General features: G+C 61.0%; 18 protein-coding genes. 10 read left to right on the top strand and 8 right to left on the bottom strand.

Translation table 11 applies throughout. The annotated features are described in order from the left end of the window. The first annotated feature begins 26 nt into the window (after positions 1-26). The 4 genes from QDY28_RS08700 (at position 27) to QDY28_RS08685 (ending at position 6,115) form a co-directional block, all read left to right on the top strand. Entirely contained in the window at positions 27-1,469 is a 1,443-nt protein-coding gene (locus QDY28_RS08700) for an ammonium transporter (RefSeq protein ID WP_331381303.1), read from the top strand. 277 nt (positions 1,470-1,746) lie between these two features. Next, on the top strand, positions 1,747-4,413 hold the full coding sequence (locus QDY28_RS08695) for an FtsK/SpoIIIE family DNA translocase (RefSeq protein ID WP_331381302.1): 2,667 nt from the start codon (positions 1,747-1,749) through the stop codon (positions 4,411-4,413). A 135-nt stretch (positions 4,414-4,548) separates the two neighbouring features. After that, the gene (locus tag QDY28_RS08690) at positions 4,549-5,208 is read left to right on the top strand and encodes an outer-membrane lipoprotein carrier protein LolA (RefSeq protein ID WP_331381301.1); all 660 of its coding nucleotides are present in this window, start codon (positions 4,549-4,551) and stop codon (positions 5,206-5,208) included. A 103-nt stretch (positions 5,209-5,311) separates the two neighbouring features. Further along, complete coding sequence (locus tag QDY28_RS08685) at positions 5,312-6,115, top strand: exodeoxyribonuclease III (protein ID WP_331381300.1); 804 nt, start codon at positions 5,312-5,314, stop codon at positions 6,113-6,115. 114 nt (positions 6,116-6,229) lie between these two features. On the opposite strand, the gene QDY28_RS08680 is transcribed toward QDY28_RS08685, so the two are convergent. Both QDY28_RS08680 and QDY28_RS08675 read right to left on the bottom strand, forming a co-directional pair. Beyond that, positions 6,230-6,685, bottom strand: coding sequence for a cyclic nucleotide-binding domain-containing protein (locus QDY28_RS08680; protein WP_331381299.1), 456 nt, complete (start codon positions 6,683-6,685; stop codon positions 6,230-6,232). 9 nt (positions 6,686-6,694) lie between these two features. Further along, the gene (locus QDY28_RS08675; protein WP_331381298.1) at positions 6,695-7,378 is read right to left on the bottom strand and encodes a response regulator transcription factor; all 684 of its coding nucleotides are present in this window, start codon (positions 7,376-7,378) and stop codon (positions 6,695-6,697) included. Between the two features lie 148 nt (positions 7,379-7,526). On the opposite strand from QDY28_RS08675, the gene QDY28_RS08670 reads away from it, so the two are divergent. Beyond that, positions 7,527-8,075 carry a L,D-transpeptidase family protein gene (locus tag QDY28_RS08670; RefSeq protein ID WP_331381608.1) on the top strand — a complete coding sequence of 183 codons (549 nt, stop codon included), beginning with the start codon at positions 7,527-7,529 and terminating at the stop codon, positions 8,073-8,075. Between the two features lie 166 nt (positions 8,076-8,241). Next, a complete protein-coding gene (locus tag QDY28_RS08665; protein WP_331381297.1) occupies positions 8,242-9,072 on the top strand; it encodes an aldo/keto reductase in 831 nt (276 codons plus the stop codon). 94 nt (positions 9,073-9,166) lie between these two features. On the opposite strand, the gene QDY28_RS08660 is transcribed toward QDY28_RS08665, so the two are convergent. Beyond that, positions 9,167-10,060 (bottom strand): LysR family transcriptional regulator, encoded by an 894-nt coding sequence (locus QDY28_RS08660; protein WP_331381296.1) that lies wholly within the window; start codon positions 10,058-10,060, stop codon positions 9,167-9,169. 123 nt (positions 10,061-10,183) lie between these two features. Between QDY28_RS08660 and QDY28_RS08655 the strand changes: the two genes are divergently transcribed. The 3 genes from QDY28_RS08655 to QDY28_RS08645 are packed head-to-tail and all read left to right on the top strand — an operon-like array spanning position 10,184 to position 12,347. Further along, a complete protein-coding gene (locus tag QDY28_RS08655) occupies positions 10,184-10,579 on the top strand; it encodes a (R)-mandelonitrile lyase (protein WP_331381295.1) in 396 nt (131 codons plus the stop codon). A gap of 13 nt (positions 10,580-10,592) precedes the next feature. Then, a complete protein-coding gene (locus QDY28_RS08650; protein WP_331381294.1) occupies positions 10,593-11,582 on the top strand; it encodes an aldo/keto reductase in 990 nt (329 codons plus the stop codon). A gap of 27 nt (positions 11,583-11,609) precedes the next feature. Continuing rightward, positions 11,610-12,347 carry an SDR family oxidoreductase gene (locus QDY28_RS08645; protein WP_331381293.1) on the top strand — a complete coding sequence of 246 codons (738 nt, stop codon included), beginning with the start codon at positions 11,610-11,612 and terminating at the stop codon, positions 12,345-12,347. Positions 12,348-12,390: 43 nt separating this feature from the next. On the opposite strand, the gene QDY28_RS08640 is transcribed toward QDY28_RS08645, so the two are convergent. Then, positions 12,391-12,903 (bottom strand): MarR family winged helix-turn-helix transcriptional regulator, encoded by a 513-nt coding sequence (locus QDY28_RS08640; protein WP_331381292.1) that lies wholly within the window; start codon positions 12,901-12,903, stop codon positions 12,391-12,393. 81 nt (positions 12,904-12,984) lie between these two features. Between QDY28_RS08640 and QDY28_RS08635 the strand changes: the two genes are divergently transcribed. Next, the gene (locus QDY28_RS08635; RefSeq protein WP_331381291.1) at positions 12,985-13,887 is read left to right on the top strand and encodes an EamA family transporter; all 903 of its coding nucleotides are present in this window, start codon (positions 12,985-12,987) and stop codon (positions 13,885-13,887) included. Positions 13,888-13,965: 78 nt separating this feature from the next. Here the strand turns inward: QDY28_RS08635 and leuC are convergent, their stop codons facing one another. The 4 genes from leuC to QDY28_RS08615 form a co-directional block, all read right to left on the bottom strand. Next, the gene (leuC, locus tag QDY28_RS08630) at positions 13,966-15,375 is read right to left on the bottom strand and encodes a 3-isopropylmalate dehydratase large subunit (protein ID WP_331381290.1); all 1,410 of its coding nucleotides are present in this window, start codon (positions 15,373-15,375) and stop codon (positions 13,966-13,968) included. A 70-nt stretch (positions 15,376-15,445) separates the two neighbouring features. Beyond that, on the bottom strand, positions 15,446-15,580 hold the full coding sequence (locus QDY28_RS08625; protein WP_331381628.1) for a hypothetical protein: 135 nt from the start codon (positions 15,578-15,580) through the stop codon (positions 15,446-15,448). A 78-nt stretch (positions 15,581-15,658) separates the two neighbouring features. Continuing rightward, positions 15,659-16,483, bottom strand: a complete 825-nt coding sequence (locus QDY28_RS08620) for an amino acid ABC transporter permease (protein ID WP_331381289.1) — start codon at positions 16,481-16,483, stop codon at positions 15,659-15,661. 34 nt (positions 16,484-16,517) lie between these two features. Then, a complete protein-coding gene (locus QDY28_RS08615; protein WP_331381288.1) occupies positions 16,518-17,315 on the bottom strand; it encodes a transporter substrate-binding domain-containing protein in 798 nt (265 codons plus the stop codon). Positions 17,316-17,737: the final 422 nt, after the last annotated feature.

The following is a 17,737-nucleotide window of genomic DNA, read 5'->3' as shown; positions in this document are numbered from 1 at the left end:
GACGGCCGATCAGGGAGTTATTTGCAATGACATCTACAAAGCTTTCCTCCACTCTTGCTCGGGTAGGTGCGCTTTCTGCGGCCCTGCTCGCGCCGGCGGTTGCCTTTGCGCAGCAAGCCGCGACGACCGCAGCCCCGGCTGCCGCTGCCGCAGCACCGGCAATGACCATGGACAAGGGTGACAACACCTGGATGCTGGTTTCCACGGTTCTCGTTCTTCTGATGACCATTCCGGGCCTCGCGCTGTTCTACGGCGGTCTCGTGCGCGCCAAGAACATGCTGTCCGTCCTGATGCAGGTCTTCATGATCACTGCGATGGTCATGGTCATCTGGTGCGTCTACGGCTACTCGCTCGCCTTCACCGATGGCGGTTCGCTGAACAGCTTCATTGGCGGCTTCTCCAAGGCTTTCCTTGCCGGCGTCAGCACCGATCCAAAGGATCTGGTCGAAACGTTCACCAAGGGCGTCGGCATTCCTGAGCTCACCTATGTCTGCTTCCAGATGACGTTCGCCTGCATTACGCCGGCCCTGATCGTCGGCGCCTTCGCCGAGCGCATCAAGTTCTCCGCCGTCATGCTCTTCGTCTTCCTCTGGGTTACCGTGATCTACTTCCCGATCGCCCACATGGTCTGGTTCTGGGGTGGCCCGAGCTCTTACTCGGCTCCGTCGGGTATGGTCTTCGGCTTCGGCGCGATCGATTTCGCGGGCGGCACCGTCGTTCATATCAATGCCGGTATCGCAGGCCTGGTCGGCGCACTCATGCTCGGCAAGCGCACCGGCTACAAGAAGGAGATCATGGCTCCGCATTCGATGACGCTCACCATGGTCGGCGCTTCGCTGCTGTGGGTCGGCTGGTTCGGTTTCAACGCCGGCTCCAACCTCGAAGCCAACGCTTATGCTTCCCTTGCGATGATCAACACCTTCGTCGCCACCGCTGCCGCCGCTCTTTCCTGGTGCGTCGTTGAAACCTTCACCCGCGGCAAGGCTTCGATGCTCGGTGCAGCTTCGGGCGCCGTCGCTGGTCTCGTTGCCGTCACGCCGGCTGCCGGCTTTGCCGGTCCGATGGGCTCCATCGTCCTCGGCCTGCTGGTTTCGCCGATCTGCTACTTCTTCGTCGACGTCGTGAAGAACAAGTTCAACTACGACGACAGCCTGGACGTCTTCGGCGTCCACTGCGTCGGCGGTATTTTCGGTGCCATCATGACCGGCATCCTGGTCAACCCGGCGCTCGGCGGCGCAGGCATCGTCGATTATTCGACGGCCGACTTCGCAGCCTCCTATCCGGGCACCGCAACCCAGGTGCTCGCCCAGTTGAAGGGCGTTCTGACCACGCTGATCTGGTCAGGCGTCGGTTCGGCGATCCTCTACAAGATCGTCGACCTGATCGTCGGTCTGCGCGTGACGCCGGAAGCCGAGCGCGAAGGTCTCGACCTCGCCTCGCATGGCGAAGCCGCGTACCACAATTCCTAATTTGAAGTTTGCGGCGGCGGGGTGAAAATCCCGGCGCCGCTCAACATCCCGTCGCGGCCTGTTTATCAAAAATGAGCCGCTGTTGGCCCGGACCTTGGTTCGGGCCTTTTTGTTCGCGCGACCGCTCGCCAGGCGCCGATATTTCGCTGATTCGCCCGCCGCACCCGCATGGTTAACATGGCATTAACCCTCCTCTGATTAGCTAGAGCTGACGTATTTTGCGAGTGGCCATGAGGCCGATTCGCGAGTGCTTTCGACAACGAACGGGCTGGATAATATGGGCAGAAGCAATTCGGCAGCGTTGGGCGGTCCTTCCGGTCGTCTCTCGCTTTCGGGAGTGGTTTGGCGGCAGGTGAGGGGCCTCGGCGGCTTCGCGCTGCTGTTCCTGCTGGCGCTTGCCGTTGCGGCACTGGCGACATGGAACGTCATGGACCCCAGCTATTCCTATGCCACGAGCAACGCGCCGACGAATATACTAGGCTTTCCGGGCGCTGCCTTTGCCGACATTCTGATGCAAGCGCTCGGACTTGCCTCCGTCGTCGCGCTGCTGCCGGTCGTTGCCTGGGCTTTCGCGTTGATTTCCAATCGCAGAATCCATCGTGTGCCGGCTCGCCTGGGCGCCTGGGTCGGCGGGGCGATCGTTGCCGCAGGTTCCATCGCCTGCTTTCCCGCGCCTCCGACCTGGCCGATTCCGAACGGTATCGGCGGCGTCATTGGCGATATCGTTCTGCGCTTCCCCGCGCTTTTCATCGGCACCTATCCGAGCGGCGCTTTCGCCACGGTATTCGGTTCCATTCTCGCAGTTCCTGCGGCCTGGCTCATGCTGTTTGCTGCCGGCGTTCTCGGCCGCAGCCTGCCGGAAGACGAGGAGGAGGAAGAGGAATACGAAAACACGCCGAGCCGCGCGCGCAATGTCGGTGATGATGACGAGGATGACGATCGCGGCGGCTTCCTCGCCTTCGGCGCCCTCATGCACTCCTGGTACAATACCCAGGCGCGTCTTCGCCGTCTGTTCGGCATGGGTCCGCGCAAGCGCCGGGACCACGCCTTCGATGCGCCTTACGACTTCAACGATGACGAATTCGGCACGCTGAACGAGCCGGTGCGCGCCAAGGCGCCTGTCGTCCGCGGCGAACGCGTCGAGCCGTCGATGGACGGTCCGGCGTCACGCCGCGTTGTCTCTCCGCCGTCGATGAGCATCGACGACGACGAGGATGAGGACGACGATCCGTCCTATGAGCGCGAGCTGCCGCGCCCGGCCGGCATTCTGCCTGACGACGACGAGGACGAATGGGCGCTGCGTGCCGCTTCGCCGAAAGTTCCCGGCGGCCATGCCGGCCACCGCGTCGTTCCCGCCGCCGCCCGACCGAAGCCCGGCATCCGCGCCGAGCGCGAGGCGCAGACCTCCTTCATCCGACCCTATGGCTTCCAGCTTCCGGCCGTACACCTGCTCGCTGAGCCCAAGGCGATTGTACGCGACGCAACGCTGTCTTCCGATGCGCTGGAGCAGAATGCCCGCATGCTCGAGGGCGTGCTCGAGGACTTCGGCGTCAAGGGCGAGATCATCCATGTCCGTCCTGGTCCGGTCGTGACTCTCTATGAACTCGAGCCTGCGCCGGGCATCAAATCTTCCCGCGTGATCGGCCTTGCCGACGATATCGCCCGCTCGATGAGCGCCATCGCCGCCCGCGTCGCCGTCGTTCCCGGCCGTAACGCCATCGGCATCGAACTGCCGAATTCCACCCGCGAGACCGTGTACCTGCGCGAGCTCATCGCCAGCCGCGATTTTGAGAGCTCGAAGGCCAAGCTTGCCATGGCGCTCGGCAAGACGATCGGCGGCGAGCCCGTCATTGCCGATCTCGCCAAGATGCCGCATCTGCTTGTGGCCGGTACCACCGGCTCGGGCAAGTCGGTCGCCATCAATACCATGATCCTGTCGCTGCTCTATCGCATGACGCCGGAACAATGCCGCCTGATCATGATCGACCCGAAGATGCTCGAACTCTCCGTCTATGACGGCATTCCGCATCTGCTCTCGCCCGTGGTCACCGATCCGAAGAAGGCTGTGGTCGCGCTCAAATGGACCGTCCGCGAGATGGAAGAGCGCTACAAGAAGATGTCGAAGATCGGTGTGCGTAACATCGATGGCTTCAATACCCGCGTCGAGCAGGCCGTTGCCAAGGGCGAGGCCATCAGCCGGACCGTGCAGACCGGCTTCGACCGCCAGACCGGCGAGGCGATCTACGAGACCGAGGAGTTCGATCTGAAGCCTATGCCTTACATCGTCGTCATTATCGATGAGATGGCCGACCTGATGATGGTCGCCGGCAAGGATATTGAAGGCGCCGTGCAGCGCCTGGCGCAGATGGCGCGCGCAGCCGGCATCCATGTCATCATGGCGACGCAGCGTCCATCCGTCGACGTCATCACCGGCACGATCAAGGCGAACTTCCCGACCCGCATCTCCTTCCAGGTGACCTCGAAGATCGACAGCCGCACGATCCTCGGCGAGCAGGGGGCCGAACAGCTTCTCGGCATGGGCGACATGCTCTACATGGCCGGCGGCGGACGCATCCAGCGCGTCCATGGCCCGTTCGTCGCCGATGGCGAGGTGGAAGATATCGTCTCCTACTTGAAAACGCAGGGCTCTCCCCAATATCTCGATGCGATCACTGCCGACGACGATGACGACGACGATGGTCACGGTCCGGCGGGTACGGCCAACCTTTCCGACTCGGAGGATCCCTATGACCAGGCCGTGGCGATCGTGTTGCGCGACGGCAAGGCATCGACCTCCTACATCCAGCGCCGCCTTGGCATCGGTTATAACCGCGCCGCTTCGCTGATCGAGCGCATGGAGCAGGAAGGCCTGATCGGCCCGGCCAATCACGCCGGCAAGCGCGAGATTCTCGTGCCGACCGAAGCGGATGTTCTCGATCGCTGAGGGATCGCGAGCCTCATGTCACCTATCCCGAATATGCTTTCGGAGATTTGATCGCGGCCGATGATCGAGCATGGGCCGCCGCGCCATGAAGACGCCGATTTTGCGCGCGATGGACAAAGCATGAAGGAGAATTCGATGAAAAAGACCGATGCGCAGCCCTCGACCCGCCTGAACCTGACCCGCCGTCATTTTCTCGGCGCCATGCTGGTGGCGGGTGCGGCAGGCGCGACACCCGTTGCGGCCTTTGCGCAGGCGCAGGCTGCTGCACTCAATCCCGGCATTGCCCAGGCAATCGCCGATCATTTCTCGTCCATCAAGACTATGAAGGGTGGCTTCCTGCAGATTGGGCCGCGTGGCGACCAGATGAGCGGGTCGTTTTTCATTCAGCGCCCCGGCAAGATGCGCTTCAACTATGACCCGCCGTCCCGCATGCGTGTCATCTGCGATGGCAACAACGTGCAGGTCATCAACGACCAGACGCACACGAATAATATGTATCAGCTCTCGAAGACGCCGCTGAGCCTGCTGCTCGCCAACAAGATCGACCTTTCCGCCGACATGGTGCGCAATGTCGATGCGCGGCCGGACCTGACCAAGATCACGCTCGGCAATCGTACCGTCTTCGGTGATTCGACCATCGCCATGATCTTCGATTCTAAGACGTACGACCTGCGCCAATGGACGGTCATCGATCCCCAGGGCAAGACGACCGATGTCATCATCAACAATGTGAAGACCAATATTTCCTTCGACGACAGCGTTTTCCGGATCGACTACACCGGCACGAACCGGTGATCTCCCGCCGGCGATGATGGGGCGGGAGAAGAGGTTGAATGATCTTCCTTTTCTCTCCCTGCCAGTCTAAATCCCTAGCCTGATTGGAACTAAGGGTTTGGGCATGGGATTTTCGATTGCGACTTGGAACATCAACTCGGTGCGGCTGCGCATGCCGATCGTCGAGCAATTCGTAATGCAGGCCCGGCCCGATATTCTCTGCCTGCAGGAAACGAAGGTCCCCAACGAGCTCTTCCCACTGTCGCCTTTGCGGGCGCTCGGCTACGAGCACATCATCGTCCATGGCCAGAAGGGCTATCACGGCGTGGCGATTGCGTCGCGCATTCCGCTGACCGAGGATCATCGGCAGGATTATTGCGGAGTTGGCGATAGCAGGCATATCTCGGCGATCTTCGAACGCGGCGGCCGGCGCATCCGGCTGCATAATTTCTACGTTCCAGCCGGCGGCGACGAGCCGGATCGGACGATCAATCCGAAGTTCGGCCATAAGCTCGATTTCATCGACGAGATGAAGCGGCTGCATGCCAACGCCGAGCCCAATACGTCCGCAATCCTTGTCGGCGATCTCAATATTGCGCCGCTCGAACATGACGTCTGGTCCCACAAGCAGTTGCTGAAGATCGTCAGCCACACGCCGGTCGAAACCGATGGGTTGATCGAGGTGATGAAGCGCGGGGCATGGCTCGATCTGATGCGTCAGCAGGTGCCGGAGAACGAGAAGCTCTATACCTGGTGGAGCTACCGCGCCAAGGATTGGGAGGCAGCCGATCGCGGCCGGCGTCTCGACCACATCTGGTCATCATCCGATCTCGGCCCGCTGCTCCAGCGCATCGAGATCCTGAAGGCAGCACGCGGCTGGGACCGCCCGTCCGACCATGTGCCGGTGACGGCGTACTTCAATCTCTGAGACTCCTCCCTGATGGTGAGAAAGGAGCTTGCCCCGCCCTCATGGTGAGGTGCGCAGGCCAAAGGCCGGAGCCTCGAACCGCGAGGGTCGGCCGCGATCCTTCCAAGGCTGGAATCAAGAAAATCGGTGAAGCAACGCCGCCGCCTGCTTGGCGAGGACGGCGAAATTTTCGCGGACGCGGTTTTGGATGAGCAGACCGGCGTCGGGATATTCTTCGATCAGCCGGTGAAACAGCGCCCGCGTGATACGGATGACATCGGAGTCCTCCAATGCCACGGCGGTGTATTTGCGCTCCACCAGCGTCACCAGCGCCAGTTCGGAGAGCATGGCACCCTCGTGCACAGTGGCCTCGACATGGGGTTGCCCGGCTGCATCGAGGGTGCTCAGCTCAAAGCTGCCGCGGGCGATGACATAGGCGCACTCGGCCGGCGATTTTTCGCGGAACAGGGTGAGACCGGCCGTGACATGACGGCGGTCGGCGCCGAAGGCGATCAACCGCAATGGCTCATCGCCCATGCCGTGAAAGAGCGGCAATTGCGACAGCAGGCGGATATCGTCGTTGAGCGCCATCGCGATCGCCTACGGAATGATCTTGTAGCCGCCGTTTTCCGTCACCAGAATTTCGGCGTTGGAGGGATCGCGCTCGATCTTCTGGCGCAGGCGATAGACATGGGTTTCCAGCGTGTGGGTGGTGACGCCGGAATTGTAGCCCCAGACTTCTTCGAGAAGGATATCGCGTGTAACCACCTTCTGATCGGCGCGGTAGAGATAGCGGATGATCGCCGCTTCCTTTTCCGTCAGGCGGATCTTTTGGCCGTCTTCCGTGGTCAGCAGCTTCTGGCTCGGCTTGAAGAGATAGCGGCCGACCGTAAAGGTTGCGTCCTCGCTCTGCTCGTGCTGTCGCAGTTGCGCGCGGATGCGGGCGAGCAGCACGGCAAAACGGAATGGCTTGGTGACATAGTCGTTGGCGCCAGCTTCTAGGCCGAGGATGGTATCGGAATCGGTGTCATGGCCCGTCAGCATGATGATCGGTGCCTTGAAGCCATTCTTGCGCAGCAGCTTCACGGCTTCGCGGCCGTCCATATCGGGCAGGCCGACGTCCATGATCAGCAGGTCGACCGGCGCGGCGCGGGCGGCCTGGACGCCTTTGGCGGCAGTCGCTTCCTGCAGAACCGTAAATTCCTCGTAAAGGGACAGTTGCTCGACCAGCGTTTCACGCAGGTCGTTGTCGTCATCCACCAGTAGAATGGTGCGTGCGGTCATGCCGTTGCGGTCCTCGTTCTATTGCCTCCTAAGTCCTACGCCAAATTGCATTTTTAGCAAGTCGTGAGGCGGCTCAGGCTTGGTCGTCCAGTTGAAACTGCTATGATTTCAAACGAAATCACGCGCAAAGCAAAAACATGTGAGCAAAATGCAGAAAGCAAGGGCGGGCGGCAGGCAGGCCGTTTCCACAATCGTCGTCCGTCCGGCGCCGGGTAAACCGACGCGCGCCCTGGTGCAGATCGGGCCACTGACAGTGCCGGCGGCGATCGGCCGGTCGGGGCGCAGCATGCTGAAGCGGGAGGGGGACGGCGCGACGCCGATTGCGGCGATGAAGCTGCTTTACGGCTTTGTCCGCGGCGATCATGTCCCCTTTCTTCAGACGCCTTTGCAGATGCGGCGCATCCGCAAGAACATGCTCTGGTGCGACCAGCCGGACGATGCCAACTACAACAGGCTCGTCAAAGCGCCGTTCAAGCCAAGCCACGAGGAGATGCTGCGGCGTGACGGGCTCTATGACATCTGCCTGGTGCTCGACTGGAACATCCGCTCGCGCCGGCGCCATCGTGGCTCGGCGATCTTCTTTCATCTGATCAAGCCCGGCTACGAGCCTACGGCGGGATGCGTCGCAATCAACCTTCGCGACATGCGGCGCATCCTTCCGCTGCTGCGCGAGGGAACGATCATCCGGGTTGTCTGAGCGGCGGGCTGGGCTAGGGTTAAAATACCGACAGTCCCCACTATATAGGTTTTGCGACATAGGTTTTGAGACCGGAGCGCCCGCGCGGGCCAAGGCTGAGTCCTTTTCTTTCCGAATTTAAATCACGCCTTCACTCCACCCACTTCTCATTCTTTGGAGACTTATCGTGACTACGCAACCGACAATCACGTTCAATGACGGCAATTCCATTCCGCAAGTCGGCCTCGGTGTTTGGCAGACGCCGGAAAACGTCGCGCCGATGGCGGTCAGCACGGCCCTCAAGGCCGGCTATCGCCATGTCGACACGGCTGCCATCTACGCCAATGAAGACGGCGTGGGCGAAGGCATGCGCCAGTCCGGCGTCGCCCGCAAGGACATCTTTCTGACCACCAAGCTCTGGAACGAAGACCAGGGTTTCGACTCGACCCTGAAGGCGTTCGATGAAAGCCTGAAGCGGCTCGGCACCGACTATGTCGATCTCTATCTCATCCATTGGCCGTCGCCGCATCGTGGCCGTTACCTCGATAGCTGGAAGGCTTTCCAGCGCATCAAGGAAGAAGGCCGCGCCCGCTCGATCGGAGTCTCCAATTTCGGCAAGGAGCATCTGGACCGCATCATCGGCGAGACAGGCGTCACCCCTGTGTTGAATCAGATCGAGCTGCATCCGACCTTCCAGCAGAAAGCCTTGCGCGAGGCGCACGACGAACTCGGCATCAAGACGGAGTCGTGGAGCCCGCTCGGCCAAGGCAAGCTGCTCGGCAACGCCGTCATCGGCAAGATCGCCGCCAAGCATGGCCGCACGCCGGCTCAGATCATCATCCGCTGGCACATCGACAACGGCCTGATCGTCATCCCGAAATCGGTTACGCCGAGCCGTATCGAAGAAAACCTCGACGTGTTCGACTTCAGGCTCGACGCGGATGATCTCGCCGACATCGCCAAGCTGGATTCGGCTGGCGGGCGCATCGGGCCGGACCCGCTGAGGGCGGCGTTCTGATCATTGGAATTTGCGGAAGGATTGTCGTTCCAGCTGACATTCGGCTCGGAGCCAATACTCCGGGCCGCTTTATGTTTTTGCAGTAGCGACCTCTTCAAAGGCGGCGGCGAAGCGCATTCACCACCAGCGCGAAGGCCGGTGAGGCCTGCCGCCTGCTCGGATAGTAAAGGTGATATCCGGTAAATGGCGGGCACCAATCCTCGAGAACCCTGACGAGCTGCCCGTCGCGAAGATAAGGCTGCACGACATCCTCCGGAAGATATGCCAACCCCAAACCCGCCAATGCGGCATTCAGGCGGAGCCCGATATTGTTGAAGACGAGCTGGCCTTCGACCCGCACCTTCAGCTCCCGCCCTTCCTTCTCGAATTCCCAAGCATAGATGCCCCCGTAGGTCGGCAGGCGCAGATTGATGCAATTGTGACCGGTGAGATCCTGTGGTGTCAGGGGTTTCGGCCGACCTTCAAAATATGCGGGAGCACCGACGGCAGCCATGCGCATGTCCGGACCGATGCGAACGGCAATCATGTCTCTCGCCACCTGCTCCCCCAGCCGCACGCCGGCATCATATCGCTCGGCGACGATATCGGTCAGACCATAGTCGATGATGATTTCCACATGGACGTCCGGATACTGCGGCAGCAATGGTTCCAGCGCCGGCCAAAGGATGGTTTCGGCCGCGTGCTCACCGGCGGTGATGCGAATGGTGCCCGCCGGCTTTTCCCGGAATTCGCTGAGGGCCGCCAATTCGTTTTCGATCTCGTCAAAACGTGGGCCTATGGTGACGAGCAGTCGCTCGCCTGCTTCCGTCGGAGAGACGCTGCGTGTGGTGCGCGTCAGCAGCCTCAGTCCCAGGCGAGCCTCAAGTCCCCGGATGGTGTGGCTGAGCGCCGATTGCGAAACCCCGAGTTTTGCAGCCGCTTTTGTGAAGCTCTGTTCCCGCGCCACGGCCAGGAACGCAATAAGGTCATTCAAAGGCTGACGCGGCATTCATGAAACTTTCTCATAGGCCCTTGCCACTTCTACCATCTAATCGAGATTAATCGCACGCCCTAGATGTCTGTTATTCGCAGCCGAACTCATCGTGCTGCCTTCGATCAAAGGACAAAGGCCATGGAAATCAAACGAAACGGTTCGCAACCATCGGGCAAAGGGCCGGCTGACTGGTTTACGGGAACGGTCCGTGTGGATCCGCTGTTTCAAGCCCATGATTCCACGCGCGCGGCCGGTGCCAGCGTCACGTTCGAGCCGGGCGCCCGCACGGCGTGGCATACCCACCCCGTCGGTCAAACGCTGATCGTGACGGCCGGGCTGGGCCGGGTGCAGCGCGAGGGCGGTCCGATCGAAGACATACGGCCGGGCGACGTTGTCTGGTTTGCTCCGGGCGAGAAGCATTGGCACGGCGCTTCCCCCACCACAGCCATGACCCATATCGCCATCCAGGAACACCGCGACGGCAAAGTGGTCGAGTGGATGGAGCATGTCAGCGACGAACAATATCAGGCCTGAGGGAGAAAAAGCCATGCAGATGCGTAAACTTGGAAACAGCGGTCTCGAAGTCTCAGCCCTCGGCCTCGGCTGCATGGGTTTGAGCTATGGCTACGGCCCGGCAACGGACACGCAGCAGGCGATCAAGCTGATCCGTTCGGCTTTCGAACGCGGCGTCACCTTCTTCGACACTGCCGAAGCCTATGGCCCCTATAAGAATGAAGAGCTTCTGGGTGAAGCTCTGGCGCCCCTTCGGGAAAAGGTCGTGATCGCCACGAAGTTCGGCTTCGAATTCGATGCGAATGGCGGGCAGAGCGGCATGACCAGCCGCCCGGAACACATCCGCAGGGTTGCCGAAGCCGCCTTGACGCGTTTGAAGACCGACGTCATCGACCTTTTCTATCAGCACCGCGTCGATCCGAACGTGCCGATCGAGGATGTGGCCGGTGCCGTGAAGGAGCTGATCCGGCAGGGCAAGGTCAAGCACTTCGGCTTGTCGGAAGCCGGCGCACAGACGATCCGGCGTGCCCACGCGGTCCAGCCGGTCGCAGCCCTTCAAAGCGAGTATTCACTCTGGTGGCGTGAGCCGGAACAAGAGGTTCTGCCGACACTCGAAGAACTTGGCATCGGCTTCGTTCCGTTCAGTCCGTTGGGGAAAGGCTTCCTCACCGGCGCGATCAGTGAAAACACCACATTCGATAGCAAGGACTTCCGCAACATCGTGCCGCGCTTCACGCCGGAAGCCCGAAAAGCCAACCAAGCCCTTGTCGATCTGCTTGGCGCAATCGCTTCGCAGAAGCGGGCGACTTCGGCTCAGATCGCGCTTGCCTGGCTGCTCGCTCAAAAGCCCTGGATCGTTCCGATCCCCGGCACCACCAAGACGCATAGGCTTGAAGAGAACATCGGAGCGGCTGACGTTACGCTTACCGCCGACGATCTCCGCAATATCGAGGATGCGCTTTCACAGATCGCTGTGCATGGCGACCGTTATCCTCCGCATCTGCAAGCAAGGGTCAACCGCTAGGGGCGCGCTGCCCGGAAAGGAAAAGCCATGACGCAAGGCATTACGAACAAAGTGGTTGTCATCACCGGAGCAAGCAGCGGTCTCGGCGAGGCGGCTGCCCGTCGCCTGGCGAAAGACGGAGCGAAATTGGTGCTCGGAGCACGTCGCCTCGATCGGCTGAAGGCGCTTGCCGAAGAGCTTTCGCTGGATCCTCAAGCCGTCCAGCAGACCGATGTGACGCAGTTCGAGCAGGTCAAGCATCTTGTCGACCATGCAGTGAAGCTCCACGGCCGTATCGACGTCATCATCAACAATGCCGGACTGATGCCGCACTCTCCTCTGGAGCGCTGTAGGGTTGAGGATTGGGATCGTATGATCGATGTGAATCTCAAGGGCGTGCTTTACGGCATCGGCGCGGCGCTGCCCCACATGAAGGCGCAGAAGAGCGGCCACATCATCAACGTGTCCTCGGTGGCCGGTCACAAGGTCAATCCGGGAGGAGCGGTCTATGCCGCGACAAAGCATGGCGTGCGGGTGATCTCGGAGGGGCTGCGGCAGGAGGTCAAACCCTACAATATCCGCACGACCATCATCTCGCCCGGTGCGGTCGCGACCGAGCTTCCCGACAGCATCACGGAAGCCGACGTCGCCGAGCGCGTCCGGAAGGTCTACGAGCTCGCCATTCCCGCCGACTCCTTTGCGAGCATGGTCGCATTTGCGATGAGCCAGCCGGAAGACGTTGACGTCAACGAAATCCTGTTCAGGCCGACCCGACAAGAATATTGAGCATGAAAGTGGCCCGCGATCTACGGGCCACCTTTCTATGGGGTCAGACTTCGACAGAGTTCTCCAGCGCAGAGCTTTCGAAGTCGGCTAAATATTTTCCGAGCAATGCGTTCAACGCCGCTTTCTCCTCTTCCGATAGGCCTGAGACCAGCCGGGCCTGCGTCTCGACATGGGCTGTCACTGCGCTGTCGATCAGCGCAAATCCCTTTTCGGTCAGCGACACCAGAAAGCTGCGGCCATCTTCCGGGTTGATGCTGCGGGCGACGAGGCCGCCTTTTTCCAGTTGATCGATGCGGTTGGTCATGGTGCCAGAGGTGACCATCATGGTGGCCATCAGGTCGCTGGGCGAAAGGGCATAAGGCGCTCCCGAGCGGCGCAGGGTCGCCAGCACGTCGAAGGTTGCCCGATTCAAGCCGAATTGCGCAAAAGTCCGATCCATCTCACGGCCGAGATGGTGGGCGACGTTTCCGAGGCGGCCGATCAATCCCATGGGAGTGGTGTCGAGATCGGGCCGTTCCCGGTTCCATTGGGCTAGAATTTTGTCGATACGATCCATGTCGAGACATCGCCATGGAAATATCTTGACGTCAAGGTATTTTCAGTTATCTTGAGGTCAAGATAAATTCGGACGTATGATATGACGCGCAATTCCGACCTGTTGCTGACCGCCGTCTCACCCACGATCTGGGGCAGCACCTATCTGGTGACGACGCAGCTTTTGCCGGCCGGCTATCCCCTGACGGTCGCCCTGTTGCGTGCGCTGCCCGCAGGGCTGCTTCTGCTCGCCATTGTCAGGCAATTGCCGCACGGCATCTGGTGGGCAAGGTCGTTCGTCCTTGGCGCGCTGAATTTTTCCATCTTCTGGTGGATGCTGTTCATTTCCGCCTACCGGCTGCCGGGCGGCGTGGCGGCAACTGTCGGTGCGATCCAGCCGCTGATCGTCATCGTGCTCGCCCGGCTTTTGCTGGGCTCGCCGATCCGCGGCTTGTCCATCGTGGCGGCTCTTGCCGGCATTGTCGGCGTCGCCTTGCTGATCCTTACGCCGGCGGCGGCGCTCGATCCTCTCGGCATTGCGGCCGGGCTTGGCGGCGCCGTCTCCATGGCGGCCGGGACCGTGCTCAGCCGGCGCTGGCGGCCGGATGTCTCGCCGCTCACCTTCACCGCCTGGCAGTTGACATCAGGCGGCTTGCTGTTGCTGCCTTTCGCCATGATGATGGAACCGCCGCTTCCCTTTCCGACCGCGGCCAATATTTTCGGCTTCGTCTATCTCGGGCTGATCGGAGCGGCGCTCACCTATATGCTCTGGTTTCGCGGCCTGTCGCGCCTGGAACCATCTGTCGTCTCGCCGCTCGGCTTTCTCAGTCCCATGACCGCCGTGATCCTCGGTTGGGCAGTGCTCGGCCAGCAGCTAAGTCCGATGCAGATCTTCGGCATCGCCGTTGTGCTCGGCAGTGTCTGGCTCAGTCAGAGGGCACAGCAAGCGCCAGCAGCGGGAAATTCCACGCTCGGCGACGGCCGGTCCGTCCTGTCGAAGCGATAGGACGGAGGTCGAGTTCATTTCCACAAAAGAAAAGGGCGGCACTCAGGCCGCCCTTTGTCATTCATGCCTTGCAGCCGATCAATTCCATTCGCGGATATCGACGAAGTGCCCCGCGATCGCGGCGGCTGCGGCCATGGCCGGCGACACCAGATGCGTGCGGCCCTTGAAGCCTTGGCGGCCTTCGAAGTTGCGGTTCGAGGTCGAAGCGCAGCGTTCGCCCGGCTTCAGGCGGTCGTCATTCATGGCGAGGCACATGGAACAGCCCGGCTCGCGCCAGTCAAAACCGGCAGCCTTGAAGATCTTGTCGAGACCTTCGGCTTCCGCCTGCTCCTTCACGAGGCCGGAACCCGGCACGATCATGGCGTTGACCGTCGAGGCCACCGTCTTGCCTTCGACAACCTTGGCGACGGCGCGCAGGTCTTCAATGCGGCCGTTGGTGCAGGAGCCGATGAAGACGCGATCGATGTTGATCTCGGTCATCGGGGTGCCTGGCTTCAGACCCATATAGTCGAGCGCACGCCATTTGGAGGCGCGCTTGGTCTCGTCCTGGATCTCGTCCGGATTCGGCACGATGCCCTCGATGGAGACGACGTCTTCCGGCGAGGAGCCCCAGGAGACGATCGGCGGCAGGTTGGCGGCATCCAGCTTGACGATGCGGTCGTAATGCGCGCCTTCGTCCGACTTCAGCGTCTTCCAATAGGCGATGGCCTGTTCCAGCGCTTCGCCCTTCGGCGCGCGCGGCTTGCCCTTGATATATTCGAAGGTCGTTTCGTCCGGCGCGATCAGGCCGGCGCGGGCGCCGCCTTCGATCGACATGTTGCAGATGGTCATGCGGCCTTCCATCGACAGCGAGCGGATGGCTTCGCCGGCATATTCGATGACGTAGCCGGTGCCGCCGGCGGTGCCGATCTCGCCGATGATGGCGAGGATGATGTCCTTGGCGGTGACGCCGGGCGGAAGCTGGCCGTCGACCTGCACCAGCATGTTCTTCGCCTTCTTCTGGATCAGGGTCTGGGTGGCCAAAACATGTTCCACTTCGGACGTGCCGATGCCGTGCGCCAGGGACCCGAAGGCGCCGTGTGTCGAGGTGTGGCTATCGCCGCAAACGATGGTCATGCCGGGCAGGGTGAAGCCCTGCTCGGGGCCGATGATATGGACGATGCCCTGGCGCTTGTCGTTTTCCGAGTAGTATTCAACGCCGAATTCGGCGGCGTTGTTGGCGAGCGCCTCGACCTGGATGCGGCTTTCCTCGTTCTTGATGCCGAGATGGCGATCCGGAGAGGTCGGGACGTTATGGTCGACGACGGCCAGCGTCTTTTCCGGCGCGCGAACCTTGCGGCCGGTCATGCGCAGGCCTTCGAAAGCCTGCGGCGACGTCACTTCGTGAACGAGGTGACGGTCGATGTAGAGAAGACAGGTGCCGTCGTCCTGGGCGTCGACGAGATGGTCATCCCAGATTTTGTCGTAAAGGGTGCGTGGAGCGCTCATGGCTACAGATCCATATTGGCATTGTCGAAAATGGGGAGTGGCGGATCAGGACCGCCGGCCTCGGGAGTGATCAGCGAAGTCGGCTGTTGAGCGCGCCCGAAATCATCGCAAAGAATCGGGCCGGCAGGCGCTTATGGTCCTGCAGCACGAAAGCCGTGACGACTTGTCCGTCTTTGCTCATGATCTTAGTCATGCCGATGCTCATACCAATTTTCAAAACCTTCGGCAATGGTGGCCATTGGCCAACATTCTGCGGCACAAAACCGTGAAGGCGTCCCCGAGGTCAGCGCCTGTGCCGCTCGCGCATCCGTTTCTCGAACCTGCGCAGCAATAGCGACAGGCCGATCGTCAGGATAAGGTAGATATAGGCGAGGATCGAGTAGCTTTCAAAATAGCGGAAGGAACCGGAGGAATAGATCTTGGCAAGCTGGGTGATGTCGGCGACGCCGAGGACGGAGACCAGCGAGCTGTCCTTCACCATCGCAATGAAATCGTTGGAGAGCGGCGGGAAAATCACGCGAAAGGCCTGCGGCGCGATCACATGGCGGAAACGGCGATAGCGCGACAGGCCGAGCGCCTTCGCCGCCTCGATCTGGCCGTTATCGACGGCCTGAATGCCGGCGCGGAAGACCTCGGCGATGAAGGCGGCATAGGCGATCATCAAGGCGACGATCGCCCGCCACATCAACGGCACGTCGCGCACCAGAAGCGGCTCGGTCCAGCCTGCTGCGGCAAGCGGCGATGTGACCGTATTGTAGATCGCGACGAAGGCCGGCGCGCCGACGAAAGCGATATAGGAGAGCAGCACCAGGATCGGGATGCCGCGGATGACTTCGACATAGAAGCGGGAGGTCTGGCGCAGGATCAGGCTGTCTGCGAGACCGAGCAGCGCCACGCCGAGGCCGAGCGCCATCGCCAGCGCAAAGGCGACGATCGTAACGAAGACCGTCGTGCCGATGCCCCGGACGATGGTCGTGAAAACCTGAGCGTAGAGATCGCTAGTGACGATGGCGATTGCAATGACGATGCCGATAAGAACAAGGACGACTAGCCACCAGGGGAAGTCGTCCTTGCTAAGGTGCCCGCCCGGGCCTGCTCGCTGCGCCATCAGAGCGGGCTTCCAGCTTTAGACTGCATGCTATTTACTGGCCCATCTTATAGTCGAGGAACCACTTCTTATTCAGCGCCTCGAAGGTGCCGTCGGCCTTCAGGCTGGCGATGGCGGCATTGACCGGAGCGACGAGATCGGAGCCCTTCGGAAAGATGAAGCCGAAATCCTCGGTGCCGAGCGGATCGCCGGTCAGCTTCAGTGCGCCGTTCGAAGCATCGACATAGCCCTTGCCGGCGGTGCCATCGGTCAGAACCACGTCGACATCGCCGGTCTTCAAGGCCTGCACGGTCGCCCCGAAAGTCTCGAACAGCTTGATGCGCGGGTTCTGCTCATTGCCGTCGAGGACTTCATAGACGGCGGTGTAGAAAGGCGTCGTGCCCGGCTGCGCGCCGACCAGGCCTTCTTTGAAGGCGGCGAAGCTCTTAGCGTCGGTAAAGCGTTTCTCGTCGCTGCGCACCAGCATGAACTGCTGCGAGCGCATGTAGGGATCGGAGAAATCGACCTTCTGCTTGCGGTCTTCCTTGATGGTGATGCCGGTCATGCCGATGTTGTACTGGTTTTCGGAGACAGCCTGGATCATCGCGTCCCAGCTCGTGTTCTGGTACTCGACCTTGAAGTTCAGCCGCTTGGCGATCTCGTTCATCGCGTCATATTCCCAGCCGATCGCCTTGCCGGACTTGGGGTCGACGAATTGCAGGGGCGGATAGGCATTTTCGGTGACGACGACCACGGTCTTGCCGTTCAGATTCGGCAGGTCGGCGGCGAAGGAGGCAATGGGTGCAAGCATAAGGGCGGTGAGGCCCAGAAGGAACGAACGACGGAATGCCATGGAAATCTCCCCGGATAGCGCAATGGAAAATTGTCATATTTAGAAAGCGAATGGCAAGGCTATTGCCATGATGGCGATGATAAAAACAGAAAAGCCGCTCCAAAGCTTGTGGTCTGCGGAGAATTTTCCTTCGCCTTTTTCCCGGCAACAAAAAAGGCGGCCCGAAGGCCGCCTCAGACCGCTGACAAACCCGTCGATATTTTCGGCGGGTTTTGTTTTTGGAGGGTTGGTTGTTTCAAGTTTGGTTGTGAGGCAGGGCGAAGTTTGTAGCCTTGGCCTTCATGTCATGGCTGGTTTGGGTGCTTTGGTGAGCGCCATGGTGATCTTCTTGATGTTTTGGGCGGCGGCGGCAAGCAGGCATTGGCAGGCGACGCGGGTGAGACTTCGGAAGCGGGCATAGCGATGGCCGTGAAGCTGCTTGG

Source organism: Rhizobium sp. BR 362, from assembly GCF_036528765.1.
Classification (GTDB): Bacteria; Pseudomonadota; Alphaproteobacteria; order Rhizobiales; family Rhizobiaceae; genus Rhizobium.
Note: the sequence above shows the minus strand (reverse complement) of the source record. Positions and strands in the feature narration are given on the sequence as shown.

Bases quoted from the DNA above. Each gene is read 5' to 3' on its own strand.
- QDY28_RS08700 (WP_331381303.1), top strand. From the start codon at position 27: ATGACATCTACAAAGCTTTCCTCCACTCTTGCTCGGGTAGGTGCGCTT.
- QDY28_RS08695 (WP_331381302.1), top strand. From the start codon at position 1,747: ATGGGCAGAAGCAATTCGGCAGCGTTGGGCGGTCCTTCCGGTCGTCTC.
- QDY28_RS08690 (WP_331381301.1), top strand. From the start codon at position 4,549: ATGAAAAAGACCGATGCGCAGCCCTCGACCCGCCTGAACCTGACCCGC.
- QDY28_RS08685 (WP_331381300.1), top strand. From the start codon at position 5,312: ATGGGATTTTCGATTGCGACTTGGAACATCAACTCGGTGCGGCTGCGC.
- QDY28_RS08680 (WP_331381299.1), bottom strand. From the start codon at position 6,685: ATGGCGCTCAACGACGATATCCGCCTGCTGTCGCAATTGCCGCTCTTT.
- QDY28_RS08675 (WP_331381298.1), bottom strand. From the start codon at position 7,378: ATGACCGCACGCACCATTCTACTGGTGGATGACGACAACGACCTGCGT.
- QDY28_RS08670 (WP_331381608.1), top strand. From the start codon at position 7,527: ATGCAGAAAGCAAGGGCGGGCGGCAGGCAGGCCGTTTCCACAATCGTC.
- QDY28_RS08660 (WP_331381296.1), bottom strand. From the start codon at position 10,060: ATGCCGCGTCAGCCTTTGAATGACCTTATTGCGTTCCTGGCCGTGGCG.
- QDY28_RS08655 (WP_331381295.1), top strand. From the start codon at position 10,184: ATGGAAATCAAACGAAACGGTTCGCAACCATCGGGCAAAGGGCCGGCT.
- QDY28_RS08650 (WP_331381294.1), top strand. From the start codon at position 10,593: ATGCAGATGCGTAAACTTGGAAACAGCGGTCTCGAAGTCTCAGCCCTC.
- QDY28_RS08645 (WP_331381293.1), top strand. From the start codon at position 11,610: ATGACGCAAGGCATTACGAACAAAGTGGTTGTCATCACCGGAGCAAGC.
- QDY28_RS08640 (WP_331381292.1), bottom strand. From the start codon at position 12,903: ATGGATCGTATCGACAAAATTCTAGCCCAATGGAACCGGGAACGGCCC.
- QDY28_RS08635 (WP_331381291.1), top strand. From the start codon at position 12,985: ATGACGCGCAATTCCGACCTGTTGCTGACCGCCGTCTCACCCACGATC.
- leuC (WP_331381290.1), bottom strand. From the start codon at position 15,375: ATGAGCGCTCCACGCACCCTTTACGACAAAATCTGGGATGACCATCTC.
- QDY28_RS08625 (WP_331381628.1), bottom strand. From the start codon at position 15,580: ATGAGCATCGGCATGACTAAGATCATGAGCAAAGACGGACAAGTCGTC.
- QDY28_RS08620 (WP_331381289.1), bottom strand. From the start codon at position 16,483: ATGGCGCAGCGAGCAGGCCCGGGCGGGCACCTTAGCAAGGACGACTTC.
- QDY28_RS08615 (WP_331381288.1), bottom strand. From the start codon at position 17,315: ATGGCATTCCGTCGTTCGTTCCTTCTGGGCCTCACCGCCCTTATGCTT.